Origin of the sequence: Streptomyces sp. NPDC127106 (genome assembly GCF_042677605.1) — a bacterium.
GTDB lineage: Bacteria > Actinomycetota > Actinomycetes > Streptomycetales > Streptomycetaceae > Streptomyces.
In genome coordinates this window covers 212,399-227,121 of record NZ_JBHXTC010000002.1, presented here as the reverse complement: position 1 = coordinate 227,121, position 14,723 = coordinate 212,399, and the positions used below count along the sequence as shown (strand labels likewise).

At 75.0% G+C, this 14,723-nt stretch carries 13 protein-coding genes; 4 read left to right on the top strand and 9 right to left on the bottom strand.

The features are described from left to right. Positions 1-79 precede the first annotated feature (79 nt). Positions 80-1,153 (top strand): lactonase family protein, encoded by a 1,074-nt coding sequence (locus tag ACFVGY_RS03695; RefSeq protein WP_385670878.1) that lies wholly within the window; start codon positions 80-82, stop codon positions 1,151-1,153. A gap of 138 nt (positions 1,154-1,291) precedes the next feature. On the opposite strand, the gene ACFVGY_RS03690 is transcribed toward ACFVGY_RS03695, so the two are convergent. The 3 genes from ACFVGY_RS03690 to ACFVGY_RS03680 form a co-directional block, all read right to left on the bottom strand. After that, on the bottom strand, positions 1,292-2,215 hold the full coding sequence (locus tag ACFVGY_RS03690) for a sirohydrochlorin chelatase (RefSeq protein ID WP_385670378.1): 924 nt from the start codon (positions 2,213-2,215) through the stop codon (positions 1,292-1,294). A 108-nt stretch (positions 2,216-2,323) separates the two neighbouring features. Then, complete coding sequence (locus ACFVGY_RS03685; protein WP_385670375.1) at positions 2,324-3,010, bottom strand: uracil-DNA glycosylase; 687 nt, start codon at positions 3,008-3,010, stop codon at positions 2,324-2,326. A 74-nt stretch (positions 3,011-3,084) separates the two neighbouring features. Continuing rightward, a complete protein-coding gene (locus ACFVGY_RS03680; RefSeq protein WP_385670875.1) occupies positions 3,085-4,194 on the bottom strand; it encodes a WD40/YVTN/BNR-like repeat-containing protein in 1,110 nt (369 codons plus the stop codon). A gap of 230 nt (positions 4,195-4,424) precedes the next feature. Between ACFVGY_RS03680 and ACFVGY_RS03675 the strand changes: the two genes are divergently transcribed. After that, entirely contained in the window at positions 4,425-5,828 is a 1,404-nt protein-coding gene (locus tag ACFVGY_RS03675) for a wax ester/triacylglycerol synthase family O-acyltransferase (RefSeq protein WP_385670372.1), read from the top strand. A gap of 301 nt (positions 5,829-6,129) precedes the next feature. Here the strand turns inward: ACFVGY_RS03675 and ACFVGY_RS03670 are convergent, their stop codons facing one another. Beyond that, entirely contained in the window at positions 6,130-7,515 is a 1,386-nt protein-coding gene (locus ACFVGY_RS03670) for an FAD-dependent oxidoreductase (RefSeq protein ID WP_385670369.1), read from the bottom strand. Positions 7,516-7,567: 52 nt separating this feature from the next. After that, complete coding sequence (locus ACFVGY_RS03665) at positions 7,568-8,266, bottom strand: DUF305 domain-containing protein (RefSeq protein ID WP_385670366.1); 699 nt, start codon at positions 8,264-8,266, stop codon at positions 7,568-7,570. Positions 8,267-8,343: 77 nt separating this feature from the next. Here ACFVGY_RS03665 and ACFVGY_RS03660 point away from each other — a divergent pair, with 77 nt between their 5' ends. Both ACFVGY_RS03660 and ACFVGY_RS03655 read left to right on the top strand, forming a co-directional pair. After that, positions 8,344-9,843 carry an LVIVD repeat-containing protein gene (locus ACFVGY_RS03660; RefSeq protein WP_385670363.1) on the top strand — a complete coding sequence of 500 codons (1,500 nt, stop codon included), beginning with the start codon at positions 8,344-8,346 and terminating at the stop codon, positions 9,841-9,843. Positions 9,844-9,910: 67 nt separating this feature from the next. Continuing rightward, complete coding sequence (locus ACFVGY_RS03655; RefSeq protein ID WP_385670360.1) at positions 9,911-11,539, top strand: MFS transporter; 1,629 nt, start codon at positions 9,911-9,913, stop codon at positions 11,537-11,539. 38 nt (positions 11,540-11,577) lie between these two features. Here ACFVGY_RS03655 and ACFVGY_RS03650 read toward each other — a convergent pair whose 3' ends face one another. From ACFVGY_RS03650 to ACFVGY_RS03635, 4 genes are all read right to left on the bottom strand, one after another. Then, a complete protein-coding gene (locus ACFVGY_RS03650) occupies positions 11,578-12,210 on the bottom strand; it encodes a TetR/AcrR family transcriptional regulator (protein WP_385670357.1) in 633 nt (210 codons plus the stop codon). 102 nt (positions 12,211-12,312) lie between these two features. Next, on the bottom strand, positions 12,313-12,960 hold the full coding sequence (locus ACFVGY_RS03645; RefSeq protein ID WP_385670355.1) for a phosphatase PAP2 family protein: 648 nt from the start codon (positions 12,958-12,960) through the stop codon (positions 12,313-12,315). Between the two features lie 96 nt (positions 12,961-13,056). Next, positions 13,057-13,995 (bottom strand): M56 family metallopeptidase, encoded by a 939-nt coding sequence (locus ACFVGY_RS03640; RefSeq protein WP_385670352.1) that lies wholly within the window; start codon positions 13,993-13,995, stop codon positions 13,057-13,059. A gap of 123 nt (positions 13,996-14,118) precedes the next feature. Beyond that, positions 14,119-14,643 (bottom strand): DUF5134 domain-containing protein, encoded by a 525-nt coding sequence (locus tag ACFVGY_RS03635; RefSeq protein ID WP_385670350.1) that lies wholly within the window; start codon positions 14,641-14,643, stop codon positions 14,119-14,121. Between the last annotated feature and the right edge of the window lie 80 nt (positions 14,644-14,723).

Sequence of the window (14,723 nt, the reverse complement as noted above, 5' to 3'; positions counted from 1 at the left end):
GGACGGATCCGGAACGGCGGAGAGGGGCACCCCCGTGAGCGGCACGGACGACCCGGATGGAACGGACGGCACGGACGGCGTGCGGGCCACGTACGGCGCGGAACGGCCTTGCGGCCGCGGGCCCCGCGTCCACATCGGCTCGTTCACCTCGGGAGGCGGCCGCGGCATCACCACCGCGGCCGTCGACCCGCACACGGGGGCGCTGACCCTCCTTTCCGCCACCGACGCGCTCGCCGACCCCTCCTACCTGGCCTTCGACCACGGCACCGGCGTGCTGTACGCCGTGAGCGAGACCGAGCGGGGGACGGTCGGCGCCTTCCGGCCCACCAGCGAGGGCCTCATCCCCCTCGGCCCAGCCGTCCCGGTGGACGGCTCCGGGCCCACCCACCTCAGCATCGCCGGGCGCCGGCTGCTGACCGCCAACTACACCTCCGGCAGCGTCAGCAGCCTGTCCATCGCCGCGGACGGGAGCCCCTCCGGACCCGCCCGGGTCCTCGTCCACCGCGGCAGCGGCCCCGACGCGAGCCGCCAGGAACGGCCGCACGCCCACCAGGTCCTGCCCGACCCCGGTGGCCGCTGGGTGCTGAGCGTCGACCTCGGCACCGACTCGGTGCGCGTCTACGGACCGGACGAGGCCGCCGGGGAGCTCCGGCTGCACGCCGAGACCGCCCTGCGGCCGGGGTCGGGGCCGCGCCACCTCGCCTTCCACCCGGACGGCAGGACCGTCTACGTGCTGCACGAACTGGAGCCGCAGCTGACCGTCTGCCGCTGGGATCCGGGCCCCGGGCGGCTGGCCCCGGTCGCCGAGGTCCCGCTCGCCCCGGAGGGCCTTCCGGAGGGCGTACGGGCCTATCCCTCTGCCGTGGTGGCCTCGCCCGACGGGGCCACCGTCTGGGCCGCCGTCCGCGGCGCCGACACCCTCGCCGTGCTCTCGCTCGCCGACGGGGCCGAGGAGCCCCGACTCACCGCCAGCGTGCCCTGCGGCGGCAGCTGGCCGCGCGACCTCGCGGCCGACCCCTCGGGGCGCCGGCTGTACGTGGCCAACGAGCACTCCGGGGACGTCACCTGGTTCGACGTGGACGGGCGGACCGGCCGGCCCCACCGGGCCGGCTCGGTGACCGTCCCCGCAGCCGCCTGCGTGGTCTTCGGCTGACCGGGCCGCCGGGCCGGGCGGCCGCTTCGCGGGGCTCGGCCGCCGGCCGTGACCTGGAACAGCGACCCGGGAACGCGCGAGGGCCCGCGGCCCCGGAGTGCGGGGAGCGGGCCCTGGTGCGGAACGGACGGAGCCGGATCAGTGGGCGGTGGACGCGCCCTGGCTGATCCCGAGGGCCGCGGAGTACTGGGTCACGACGAGCTTGCCCAGCGCGCCGTACGCGCCCAGCACCTCGGCGGCCGCGCAGTCGGCCTCCTTGGCCGCCGTGTCCAGCAGCCCCTCGGCGGCCTCCGGGCCGATCAGGTACGGCGCCAGCGCGAGCTGCGTCGAGCCCTCGCTGCGCAGCTGCTCGGCGACCGCGGCAACCGAGCCCTCCTGGTCCAGCGCGGCGGCCTTGACCGGCACCGCGAGGCGCGCGGCCAGCAGCATGCCGGTCACCCCGGCGACCTGGACGGCCTCCTCGCCACCGGTGGTGGCCACGATGATGCCGTCGGCGGCGGTGGTCACGGTGAACAGGCGCGCCCGGTCGGCGCGGGCCAGGCCGGCCTCCGAGAGGCGCACGTGCAGGCCTTCGGCGAGCAGCGGGTGCGGGCCGAGCACCTCGGCCAGCTCCACGGCGGCCGAGGAGTCCATCACGGCCTGGCGGATCCGGCGCAGCAGGTCGGCGTCCGGGCCGGCCAGCAGCGGGACGACCACGGCGTCCGGGCCGGTCGGCTCGGGCACCTCGTGCCCGGCGGCGCGGGCGAACTCGGCGCGCGCGACCCGCTCGCCCGCGACCGCGGTCAGCACGGTCGACAGCGACGGGAACTCGGCGGCCTCGTCGCCTTCACCCTCGAGGAAGCCGATACGGGCCTCCAGGCCGGGCAGCTCGGAGCGGCCGATGCTGATGATCTCTTCCGCGAGACCGCGCGACGCGGCCGAGGGGGCGCCGGGCACGGCGAGCACCAGCGTGGGCGCTCCCTCGGGGGCCACCGCGGGCTCGGGCCGGCGGTGGCGTCCGGTCTGGCGGGGTCGCGGCATTCGTACGGGCAGGCCATTTGCGGGCCCAGTGGGGGAGCTCATGGCGCCGCATGCTACTGGCTTATCGGAACCGGGTGTTTGGTCAGGGTCCACCCGGGCGGCATCTGTCCGTATTTATCCGATGAATGTCGTATACGTTTCAACCGAACATCAAGCGGTGGAGGGCAGCCTCCAGTCCACCGGCTGTGCCCCCTGGCGGACCAGGAGGTCGTTGGTCCTGCTGAACGGCCTGGAGCCGAAGAACCCGTTGTCGGCGGACATGGGGGAGGGGTGGACCGACTCCACGGCGGGCAACTCGCCCAGCAGCGGCCGCACGTTGCGCGCGGGACGGCCCCACAGGATCGACACCAGCGGCTTGCCGCGCGCCGCGAGCGCTCGGATCGCCTGCTCCGTGACCGCCTCCCAGCCCTTGCCCTGGTGGCCGTTGGTCTTGCGGGGGGCCGTGGTGAGCGAGCGGTTCAGCAGCAGCACGCCCTGGCGGGCCCACGGGGTCAGGTCGCCGTTGGCGGGGCGCGGCACGCCGAGGTCGGCGTGGAGCTCGCGGAAGATGTTCTCCAGACTCGGCGGCAGCGGGCGCACGTCCGGCGCCACGGAGAAGGACAAGCCCATCGCGTGCCCCGGGGTGGGGTACGGGTCCTGCCCGACGATGAGGACCTTCACCTCGTCGAAGGGCTGCTGGAACGCCCGCAGGACGTTCGCCCCGGCGGGGAGGTAGGTTCTGCCCGCCGCGATCTCGGCGCGCAGGAAGTCGCCCATCGCGGCGATCTGCGCCGCCACCGGCTCCAGAGCACGGGCCCAGCCCGGCTCGACGATTTCGTTCAACGGTCGTGCTGCCACGGCGAGTCACTCTACTGGCCGAATCGGTGACCCGGCACCGCGCCTCCGCGGCACGCCCCTCTCGAACGGCCGCCTCAACCGGCCGCGCCGCCTCGGCCGCCCAGTACCGATGCCCGTACGCACAGCACGTCCGGCAGGTGTTCGGCGAGGAGCTGCCAGCTCTCCCCGTCGTCGTCGCTGGCGTACAGCTCGCCGTTGCGGTTGCCGAAGTAGATGCCGGCCGGGTCGGCGTCGTCCGTGCACAGGGCGTCGCGGAGCACCGTGCCGTAGTGCTTCCCGTCCGGGAGTCCGCGCGTGAGCGGTTCCCAGCTGGCGCCCGCGTCCCGGGTGCGGAAGACCCGGCACCGGTGCTCGGCGGGGACCCGGTCGGAGTCGGCGTTGAGCGGGAAGACGTACGCGGTGCCGGGGCGGTGCGGATGCGCGGCCACGGCGAAGCCGAAGTCGGAGGGCAGGCCGCCGCCGATGTCGGTCCACTGCCCGCCCGCGTCGTCGCTGCGGTACACGCCCCAGTGGTTCTGCAGGTACAGCCTGTTCCGGTCGCCGGCGTCCTGGGCGACCTTGTGGACGCACTGGCCGAATTCCGGATGCTGGTCCGGCAGGAACACCGCCGAGACCCCGCGGTTGGACGGGGCCCAGCTGGCGCCGCCGTCCCGGCTGCGGAACACCCCCGCGGTGGACACCGCCACCGTCACCGCGTCCGGGTCCGCCGGGTCGGTCAGGACCGTGTGCAGCCCCTCGCCCCCGCCGCCCGGCATCCAGCTCTTGCGGGTCGGGTGCTCCCACAGCGCGCGGACCAGTTCGAAGGACCTGCCGCGGTCCGTCGAGCGGAACAGGGCGGCGGGCTCGGTGCCCGCGTACACCACGTCCGGCGCCTCGGGCCCGGCCGGGTGCAGCTGCCAGACCCGCTCCAGCGAGGCCCCGGTGTCCTGCGGGAACCGCACCGCGGGCGCGGCCGGTTCCTGCCAGCTGGCCCCCAGGTCGTCGGAGGTGAACACCGACGGTCCCCAGTGCGAGCTGTCCCCGGCGACGAGCAGCCGGGGCGCCGGCCCGCGCCGGTCGATCGCGGCCGCGTACACCGCCTGGGCGTTGAAGTGCGGCCCGTCGAACCGCCATGGACCGCCGGTCTCCCTGCGGCCGATGAAGAGCCCCTTGCGCGTCCCCGCGAGGAGCAGCACCCCTGCCATCGCCGACACCTCCGACACCTCCGACTTCTCCGACCGCCGTCCCGGTCGTCGTGCCGATCGTCTTCCGGCCAGTCTGCACCCGCCCGACGACGACGGCCCGGTGGCGGCACCGCGGCCCTGCCCAGCTGACCGGCATCGATCGGCAGGTGCGTGAAAGTGTGGCTACTTGATCGTAGGAGGGCGAAAGGGGTTGACTTCCAGCCTCAGCCACTGCTCGCGAGAGGCACTACGTGGTCACAGAGCACCTTTCCCCGCTCGACCTCGCCTTCTGGCGGATCGAGTCCGCCGACCACCCCATGCATCTCGGCGCCCTCGCGGTCTTCGAGGCCGCCGCGCAGGACCCCGGGCCCGCCGCCCGCGCCGGCCGCGCCGGCCGGGGCACGGGCTCCGACGCCGACTCCGGCTCAGGGAAGGACACCGAACCCGACGCAGCGGCCCGCGCCGCCGCACTCCTCAGCACCCGCTGCACGCGCGTGCCCGGCCTGCGCCGCCGGATCCACGACGTCCTGCTACCGGTCGGGGCGGCCGCCTGGGCGCCCGACGCGGACTTCGACCCGGCCCGCCACGTGTTCTTCGTCCGCACCACGGACCCGCGGGCCGCGGCCGGCCCGCTGATGGCCCGGCCGCTGGCCCGGGACCGGCCGCCCTGGGAGGCGCACGTCCTGGCCGGGCCCGACCCGAACTCCTTCGCCGTCCTGTTCAAGTTCCACCACGCCCTCGCCGACGGCCTGGCCGCCCTCGCCCTCGCGGCCACCCTCTTCGACGAGGGCCCGGCCCTCCGCGGGCCCGCGCGCCCGCGGCCCGGAACCGCGGCCCCCGTCCCCGCCCTGCGCGACCTCCCCGGCCTCCTGGCCACCCGCATCCAGGGCGTCGGGCAGGCCCTGGAGATCGGCGCGGCCATGGCCCGCTCCGGCCTGCCCCTCCCGGTCCCGGCGGCCCTGACCGCGGGCGCCGGCGGGACCGGCACCCGCGCCGTCGCCGGTCTCGCCCTCGCCCTGGACGACGTCAACCGCATCCGCAAGGTCGTCGGCGGCACCGTCAACGACGTGCTGATCACCCTGGTCGCGGGCGGCCTGCGGCGCTGGCTCACCGAGCGCGGCGACACCGTGCCCGAGGGGCCCGGCCCGCGCGCCCTGATACCGGTGTCCCGCCGCAGGGCCGGCGCCGACGCGCGGTACGGCAACCGGCTCTCCGGCTACCTGCTGCGGCTTCCGATCGAGGAGCCGGACCCGCTGCGCCGACTGGAGCGGGTGCGGACCGGGATGGACCGCAACAAGGAGGCCGGACCCGCGCGGGGCGCCGGGGCCGTCGCCCTGCTCGCCGACCACGTCCACCCGCTCGGCCACCGCCTGGGCGGTCCGCTGGTCGCCCAGGCGGCCCGGCTGCTGTTCGACATCCTGGTCACCAGCGTCCCGCTGCCGGGCTTCACCTTCACCCTCGGCGGCAGCCGGGTCCGGGAGGTCTACCCGCTGGCCCCGCTGGCCCGCGGCCACGCCCTCGCCGTCGCCGTGTCCACGTACAAGGACACGGTCCACTACGGGCTGGTCGCCGACGCGGCCGCCGTACCGGACCTGGCCGCCCTGGCGGAGGCCCTGCAGGAGGAGCTCGACGCGCTGGTCCGCGAGGTCTCGTAGCCGACCGCCCCGCCCGGCGTCGACCGGCCCCGGGCCGCGGCACCCCGCCCGGGGCCGGCCCGCCCCGGGTCCGAGCACCCCTCCGCTCCCGAGCACTCCGCGGAGCGGGCTGTGACGGGCCGGCGATCGTCTGCGGGCCCGTTGTGGCCGGTCGCGCAGTTCCCCGCGCCCCTTCGGGGCGCTGGCGAACCGACCGCCCTCCGCACGCCGGTCACCGGTGGCTGCGGCGGTCGGGCTCGGAGCACCGGCTTCGGGAGGTCGGCTGCCCGGGTCGCAGGTGTCGGCCGTAGCGGTGAATGGGTCAGCCGGTGGTGCCCGCGGCGGCGCCGGCCGCGCCGAGGAGCCCTGCCCAGTCCGGGATCTTCACCGAGTGCCGGCCCAGCGAACGCCCCAGCTCGGTCTCGGCCGCCTCGATCGCCAGCCATCCCGGCCACTCCACCGGCCGGAGCCCGGCCGCCCGCAGCGCCTCCAGCGGGTCGTCCGGGAGGTCCCGCCGGGCCAGCGCGCCCGCGTCCTGGAGCAGCGAGGAGGCCGTCTCCTTCGCGCAGGGCCGGTTGGTGCCGATCACGCCGGTCGGGCCGCGCTTGATCCAGCCGGCCACGTACTCGCCGACCGAGGCCCGGCCGGCCCGCACCACACGGCCGGCCGCGTGCGGGACGGTGGCGGTGGCCGGGTCGAAGGGCAGGCCGGGCAGCGGGACGCCCTGGTACCCGACCGAGCGCAGCACCAGCTGCGCCTCGACGTCCTCGTACACTCCGGTTCCGGTCACCCCGCCGCGGCCGTCCGGGGCGGTCCGTTCGAAGCGCACCGCGCTGACGCGGCCGTCGGGGCCGCCGAGCACCTCGACCGGGCGCAGGTGGAACCGGAGCGCGATCCGCCGCCCCGCGTCGCCGGCGGGACCGGGGTCCTGCTCCGCCCAGCCCCGCAGCACCTCGACGTTGCGCCGGGCCACCGCGGGAAGTGCGGCGGCAGCCGCCGCACCGCCCGCGTACGCGGGGTCGATCGCCAGCTCGGCCGGGTCGACCCGGACGGCCACGCCGGGCAGCGTGCCCAGCTCCCGCAGCTCCTTGGTGGTGAACTTGCCCTGCGAGGGGCCGCGCCGGGCCACCATCGACACCGAGCGCACCGTGCTGTCCGCGAGCACGCCGAGCGCCGGCTGCGGCATGTCGGTGGGCGCGAGCTCCGGTTCGCCGCGGGCCAGCATCCGCGTCACGTCCACGGCCACGTTGCCGGCCCCGACGACCACCGCCGAGCCGACCCCGGACAGGTCGAAGTCCTCGCCCGACGCGTCCGGGTGCCCGCTGTACCAGGCCACGAAGGCGGTCGCGGAGTGCACCCCGGCCAGCTCCTCGCCGGGGATGCCGAGCAGTCGGTCGCGCGCGGCGCCCACGCAGTACACCACCGCGTGGTACAGCTCCAGCATCCGCTCGGTGGGCAGCTGCGCCCCGCCGACCTCGACGTTGCCGAGGAAGCGGATCCGCTCGTCCTCCAGGACGGTGCGCAGGTTCCCCTGCAGCGATTTGATCTTCTCGTGGTCGGGGGCCACCCCGTACCGCACGAGCCCGTACGGGGCCGGCAGCCGGTCCAGGACGTCGATGCGGACGCCCGGCACCTCGCGCTGCTGGACCAGGGTCTGGGCGGCGTAGACCCCGCTCGGGCCCGAACCGACGACGGCGACACGAAGCACGGCGGAACTCCCTCCCGCGGGGACTCCAGCATGGCACCGGGCGGGGCGGGCGTCAGCCCATCGCGCGCATTCGGTGGACCTCGGCGCTCTGGGTGGCCACGACCTCGTTGGCCATCTCCTCCACGGCCGTGTTGTTGCCGCCGGCCAGGACCTCGCCGGCCATCTTGAGGGCGCCCTCGTGGTGGGCGGTCATCAGGGTGAGGAAGAGCCGGTCGAAGTCGGTGCCCCGGGCGCCGGCCAGGTCCTTCAGCTGCTGCCCGGTGGCCATGCCGGGCATGGCGCCGTGGGCGTTGCCGTTGCCGTTGCCGTTGCCGTTGCCGTTGCCGTGGTCGTGGCCGCCCGCGGGCGGGCTCGCGGCGGGTGCCGGGTGCCGGGCCAGCCACGCCTGCATGACGGCGATCTCCGGCTGCTGGGCGGCCGCGATGCGTTCGGCGAGCCGTTTGACTCCGTCGGCCAAGGCGCGGTCAGGGGCGAGGGCGGTCATGTCGAGGGCCTGTCGGTGGTGCTCGACCATGCGCTGGACGTAGGAACGGTCGGCAGCGTTGGGGCTGTCGTCCGGCCGACTGCGGGCCGCTTCCTCCGGGGAGAGGGTGCGGGCCTGCTCGCCCGGCTTTCCGGGGGCGATGACCGCGGGTCCGTCGGCCCGGCCCCCTCCGTCGGGGCCGCCCCGGCAGCCGGCGAGGGCGAGCAGGACTCCTGCGGCGGCGACCGCCCGGATGATTCGACCGGGTAACCCCTTTGCCATGTCCATGGTAAGGAACATACTGCGTGGGTCCTCATTCCGTTCCCACCCGGAGCGGAATCGACCGGACCCCATGGGAGGCCACAGTGACCTCGCACCACACCAGCGGGCTGCCCCGCAGACGGCGCGCCGGCCGGCGCGTCCCCGGGGTGCTCGCCGTCGCGGCCGGACTGCTCGCGGCGTTCCTGTCCGCCGGGCCCGCGTCCGCCACCCCCGACCCGGGCGAGTTACTGCCCGGGGGCGACTTCCCCCGCAGCTCGTCCCCCTCCACCGGACGCGAACCGGTCCCCGGCGAGATCCCGGGCCAGGACCAGGTCGTCCACAGCGGCAACGTCAAGCCGCTGACCAACATCCCCAGTTCGTTCCCCGACACCGTCAACTCCGACCTGGCCTTCCAGGGCCGGTACGCCTACGCCGGCAACTACAGCGGCTTCACGATCTACGACATCGCCGACCCCAAGGCGCCGAGGACCGTCAGCACGGTGCTCTGCCCCGGCGGCCAGAACGACGTCTCGGTCCACGGCGACCTGCTCTTCCTCTCCACCGACTCCTCCCGCAGCGACGACTCCTGCAACAGCGTGTCGCAGCCCGCCACGGAGAAGTCCTCGTGGGAGGGCATCAAGATCTTCGACATCAAGGACAAGAAGCACCCGAAGTACATCAAGTCCGTCGAGACCGCCTGCGGTTCGCACACCCACACGCTGGTGCCGAGCGGCCCGGACGTCTACGTGTACGTCGCCTCGTACTCGCCGAACGAGGCCTTCCCGGACTGCCAGCCCCCGCACGACGGCATCTCCGTGATCAAGGTCCCGCGCAAGGCCCCGACGAAGGCGGCCGTCGTCGCGTTCCCCGTCCTCTTCCCGGACGGCGGCAACCCGGGCGCACCCACCAACCCCGGCGTCTCCAAGACCACGGGCTGCCACGACATCACCGTGCTGCCCTCGAAGAAGCTGGCGGCGGGCGCCTGCATGGGCGACGGCATCCTCTTCGACCTCGCCGACCCCGAGCGGCCGCGGGTCATCGACCGGGTGCAGGACAACGTGAACTTCGCGTTCTGGCACTCGGCGACCTTCAACCAGCGGGCCGACAAGGTGGTGTTCACCGACGAGCTCGGCGGCGGTGGCGGTGCCACCTGCAACGAGGCCACCGGCCCCCACCGCGGAGCCGACGGCATCTACGACATCACCGGCAGCGGCGACCAGCGCAAGCTCGTCTTCCGCAGCTACTTCAAGATCCCGCGCCACCAGGCCGACACCGAGAACTGCGTCGCCCACAACGGCTCCCTGGTCCCGGCCCTCGGCCGCGACATCATGGTCCAGGCCTGGTACCAGGGCGGTGTCTCCGTCTGGGACTTCACCGACTCGGACCGGCCCAAGGAGATCGGTTACTTCGAACGCGGTCCGCTCGCCCCCGGCTCCCTGCCGATCGGCGGCTCCTGGTCGGCGTACTACTACAACGGGCACGTCTATTCGAACGACATCGCCAAGGGCCTCGACGTGCTCCGGATCGACGACTGGCGCACCGAGAGCGCGAAGTGGGTACGGCTGGACCGGCTCAACGTCCAGACCCAGCCCGAGTACCGCTGACGCCAACCGGCTGACACCGGGGCGGGTCGCAAGGCCCGTCCCGGCGGGCTGCGGGCAGGATGCGCCCATGGCATCCAGCACCGAGGTCCCGGGGAGGGCGGCGAAGCCGGGGGTCCTGCTGCTGACCTTCGCCTCGGGACAGTTCCTGATGGCGCTGGACAGCTCGGTGATGAACGTCTCGATCGCGTCGGTGGCCGAGGACGTGGGAACCACGGTGACGGGGATCCAGGGGGCGATCACCGCCTACACCCTGGTCATGGCCATGTGCATGATCCCCGGCGGCAAGATCGGTGTGCTCATCGGCCGCAAGCGGGCCTTCATGACCGGCTGCGCCGTCTACGGCTGCGGATCCCTGACGACCTCGCTCGCGCCCAACCTCACCGTGCTCCTGCTCGGCTGGTCGCTCCTCGAAGGCATCGGAGCCGCGCTGATCCTGCCCGCGATCGTCGCACTGGTCGCGGGCAACTTCGCCCCCGAGCGCCGGCCCGCCGCCTACGGGCTCGTCGCTGCCGCCGGCGCCGTCGCGATCGCCGTCGGGCCGCTCATCGGTGGACTCGCGACCACCTACTTCTCCTGGCGCTGGGTCTTCGCCGGCGAGGTCGTCCTCGTCCTCGTCATCCTCGTCTTCGCCCGCCGCTTCGCCGACGCCCCGCCCGAGGCCCGGTCCCGCATCGACCTCGTCGGCGCGGTCCTGTCCGCGCTCGGCCTCGGCGCCTTCGTCTACGGCGTCCTGCGATCCAGCGCCTGGGGATGGTTCGCCCCCAGGCCCGACGCGCCCTCGTGGCTGGGCATCTCCCTCGCCGCGTGGCTCATGCTGGCCGGCGTGCTGCTCGTCCGGCTGTTCCTCCACTGGGAAGCCCGCGTCGCCGAACACGGTGGGGATCCCCTCCTGAACCCCGGGCTGCTCGGGAACCGGCAGCTCACCGGGGGCCTGACGATGTTCTTCTTCCAGTACTTCGTGCAGATGGGAGTGTTCTTCGTCGTACCGCTCTACCTGTCCGTCGCCCTCGGCCTGTCCGCCCTCGCGACCGGCGTGCGGCTCCTGCCGCTCTCGCTGTCCCTGCTCGCCGCGGCGACCCTGATCCCCAGGCTGCTCCCGCGGGTCTCGCCGCGGCGCGTGGTCAGCCTGGGCCTCCTGGCCCTGCTGGCCGGCGCGGTCGTCCTCCTCTTCGCGCTGGACGAGGACGCGGGCGCGGAGGTGGTGACGGTGCCGCTGCTGCTGATCGGGCTCGGGATGGGGGCGCTCGCGTCCCAGCTCGGCGCGATCACCGTCTCCGCGGTGCCGGACGAGCAGGCCGCGGAGGTCGGCGGCGTACAGAACGCCGTCACCAACCTCGGCTCCTCGCTCGGCACGGCGCTCGCCGGAGCGATCATGATCGCCGCGCTCACGACCTCGTTCCTGACCGCCGTCCAGGAGAACCCGGCGGTCCCGGACCAGGTCGCGGCCCGAGCGGTCGTCGAGCTCGAAAGCGGTGCGCCCTTCCTGTCCGACGCCCAACTGGAGAGCGCCCTGGCCGAGGCCGGCACCAGCCCCGAGGTCGCCCAGGCCGCCATGGACGCGAACACAGCCGCACGCCTCGACGGGCTGCGGGCCGCGCTCGGCGTCCTCGGCCTCACGACCGTCCTCGCCCTCTTCTTCACCCCGCGGATCCCCACCCGCCGGCCCGGAACCCCGGCCGTGGCGCCGGCGCCGTAGCCCCGGCCGGCACCCGATGCGGCCGGACGGCGGTCCGGTCAGGCCGGTGCGAGGCGGACCGCGCCCTCGGGCGGGCCGGCCTCCGGCGGAACACCCAAACCCCAGTCCAGCCCGTACCGCTGGAACAGCTCGGCCCGCAGCCGCGCCGCCGGCATCGGCGCACCCGGCAGCAGGACCGCCACCACCGCGCCCATCAGCAGCGCCCGCAGCAACGGGTAGTCGGCGTCCACGTCGGCCGACCCGTACCGCGCCACGGTGTCCCGGAGCAGTGCCGCCAGCCGCTGCTGCTCCGGGCACTGCACGAACCCCTCGGCCTGGAGGATGCCCGCCATGTGCGTCCGCATCAGCAGCGGCTCGTCCCGCGCCAGCCCCAGCACCGCGTCGATGGCGCGGGCCAGCCGCTCGCGGCCGTCGTCGGTGCGCGGCTCCCGCTCCAGGGCGGCCTCGATGGTGCGGTGCATCAGCCGGTGCACCGCCGACTGCAGCAGGTGCCGCTTGCCGGGGAAGTAGTAGGAGACCAGGCCGCGGGCCGTGCCCGCGCGGTCGGCGATGTCGCCGAGGGTCGTGGCCTCGTAGCCGCGCTCGGCCACGAGTTCGACCGTGGCCTGGAGCAGCCGCTCCCGGGAACGTCTGCGCAATTCTTCATTGACCGATGCGCTGCGCGGGGACATGCTTACTCCTGCGTTGACTGGCTTCCAGCCAATATACTCAGCGCACGGGGAGCGCTGCTCTGCGCGACGCGGGGGATCGCGCAGGGCAGTCACGCCCCCACCTCAGCGCGCGGCGGCTTCCGGCCGGTTCCGCCGCCCCGGCCAGCCGATCGCCAGAGCCGCCAGGGCCACGCCCAGCAGCCAGCCCGCCAGCACGTCGGAAGGCCAGTGCACTCCCAGGTAGACCCGGGTGAAGCCGACCCCGAGCACCGAGACGGCGGCCAGCACCCACGCTCCCCGCGCCCACGCCTTCGGAGCGGACGGGGGCAGTAGCCACAGCAGCATCCCGCACACCGCCGCCGCCGTCATGGCATGCCCGGAGGGGAAGGCCGCGAAGTGCGCCGCGTCCACCGGGTCCGGCCACAGCGGCCGGTCCCGGCCCACCGCGCCCTTCATCCCCTGCGACACCACCGCGGCGGCCACCGTGACCACGGCGACGCGCACGGCGCGCGGCCGGTCGCCCCGCCGCCACAGCACTGCGCAGGCCAACACCGCCAGGGCGCGCATCGTCCACGGGTCCCAGACCCAGTTGCTGAGCACCCGCATGAGCCCGGTGGTCCCCGGGCTGGTGACGGCGCTCGCGTGCAGGTCCCGCGCGACCAGCACGTCGAGCCGCAGGAGCGGTAGCCACCGGGCCGCGACCAACGCCGTCAGCAGGGCCGCGAGCACGGCGCAGCCGATTCCCACCTGCCACACCCGCCCGCTTCGCATGCGGAAGATCCTTGCACCCCGGCGGTCCGGAGGCCGCACCGCGGTCCGGGAGGCGCGCCCGGGAGGCCACGCCCGGGTCGCGGTCCGCCCCCGCGTTCAGGTCAGCGCGCTCAACCCGGGTACGAACGCCACCAGCAGGGGAACCGCCGGCACCAGCGTGGCCAGCGCCGTCAGCCGCAGCCGGCGGCCCGGGGACATCCGCGGCGGCGCCGTCAGCAGCCGCCGCACCCGCTCCGGGACGTGCGGCTGCGGCGCGGGGGAGGGACCGAAGACCCCCCGGTCCTCGTTGAGCCCGACCAGCGCGAGGGCGATGGTCAGCCGCCCGTAGCGGCGCGAGGCCACGTCGTCCGCGGCCAGTTCGACGAGCCGGACGATCTCCGCCTCGAACGCCGCGAACACGGGCACCTGCGGGAAACCGCCGGCCAGTGCCCGCGAGCAGTGCAACAGCCAGTCGTGGCGGGCCGCCGCGTGCCCCTGCTCGTGCGCCAGCACGGCATCCAGCTGGCTGCCCTTCAGCCGCCCGAGCGCGGCCGTGGTCACCACCAGCTGCGGCGCCGCACCCGGCAGCCACCACGCCTCGGGCCGCGGCCCCTCCAGGACCACGAGCCGCGCCCCGGCCGGATCCTCCCCGGGCAGCAGCGGCGCCCGCACCAGCAGTTCGGCGCCCCGCGCCCGCCGTCCGGCCCGGGCCCGCAGCACCTCGCGGGCCAGTCGGACCCCGGTCCACAGCCCGCCGCCCGCGAGCAGCAGCGCGGTGCCGGCAGCCCACGGGCCGCCGGTCGGGCCCAGGGCGTACGCGTCGACCACCCCGTGCGGGGCGGCCGCGAAGAGCCGGCCCCGCACGGCGTGCCAGGCGGCGGCCGCACTGAGCAGCATCGACAGGGCGAAGCACAGCAGGACCGCACCCACCACGCACTGCCACACCCACAGGGCGACGACGGGTTCACGCTCGGGCCATCCGGCCCCGGCCAGCAGCCGGGGGGCGAGCACGGCGGTCACGGCGCCGAGCAGCAGGAGAACGGCGGGGACCATCATGCCGGCCAGCCTATGAGCGTCGGACTACCTGCTGGTACGGACTCGGGCGATTGGTGACGCAGGACACGTTTCCCGGTGCCGCGCGGGGCGCCGACCTCGTGACGGGGGCCTTCCGACGGCCGGTCACATCCCGAGCAGCATCGCCAACATCCCGATCCCCATGGCGAGTCGGCACGCCCGCGCCAGCTCCGCCGACTGTGCCGCGGCCCCGCGCCCGCCCGCCGCCGCCGACCCGCCCCGCAGGACGTACCCCGCGAAGTAGACGAGGAGCGCGGCGGTGACGAGCGGCCCGCCCGCCCAGGCGGCCGCCCCGGTCCCGTGGCCCGAGGCCATCGCCAGTGCCATGTACGTCATCGCCAGCGAGCCGACCAGGTGGTGGGCGTGGTGCAGGCCGTCCCGAAGCAGCCACAGCGCGTGCAGCGCGGCCCCGCAGAAGACCACCAGCAGCACCTCCGGCCCCCACGGTCCGATGCCCGGCGGCACGGCCATCACCGCCATCCCGAGCCCCATCAGCGCCTCGCCCGCCGCCGCGCCGCGCGCCCGCCGGTCCGCTCTGCGCACGCGTCCCAGGCAGTACGCGCCGCTCACCGCGCACAGCACGACGAGCAGCCAGCCGGGGAGGGCGGCGGGAGCGGACCATGAGGACATCGCGGGACCGTGCACGGCGGGAACCCCCCGGTTCGACGGCGTCACGGTGAACAGATGCCCCGGCCCACGGTCCCGCACGC

What these genes read in the sequence shown, in the direction of transcription:
- ACFVGY_RS03690 (WP_385670378.1), bottom strand. Translation starts at nt 2,215, where the DNA reads ATGAGCTCCCCCACTGGGCCCGCAAATGGCCTGCCCGTACGAATGCCG.
- ACFVGY_RS03680 (WP_385670875.1), bottom strand. Translation starts at nt 4,194, where the DNA reads ATGGCAGGGGTGCTGCTCCTCGCGGGGACGCGCAAGGGGCTCTTCATC.
- ACFVGY_RS03665 (WP_385670366.1), bottom strand. Translation starts at nt 8,266, where the DNA reads ATGGACATGGCAAAGGGGTTACCCGGTCGAATCATCCGGGCGGTCGCC.
- ACFVGY_RS03655 (WP_385670360.1), top strand. Translation starts at nt 9,911, where the DNA reads ATGGCATCCAGCACCGAGGTCCCGGGGAGGGCGGCGAAGCCGGGGGTC.
- ACFVGY_RS03650 (WP_385670357.1), bottom strand. Translation starts at nt 12,210, where the DNA reads ATGTCCCCGCGCAGCGCATCGGTCAATGAAGAATTGCGCAGACGTTCC.
- ACFVGY_RS03645 (WP_385670355.1), bottom strand. Translation starts at nt 12,960, where the DNA reads ATGCGAAGCGGGCGGGTGTGGCAGGTGGGAATCGGCTGCGCCGTGCTC.
- ACFVGY_RS03640 (WP_385670352.1), bottom strand. Translation starts at nt 13,995, where the DNA reads ATGATGGTCCCCGCCGTTCTCCTGCTGCTCGGCGCCGTGACCGCCGTG.
- ACFVGY_RS03635 (WP_385670350.1), bottom strand. Translation starts at nt 14,643, where the DNA reads ATGTCCTCATGGTCCGCTCCCGCCGCCCTCCCCGGCTGGCTGCTCGTC.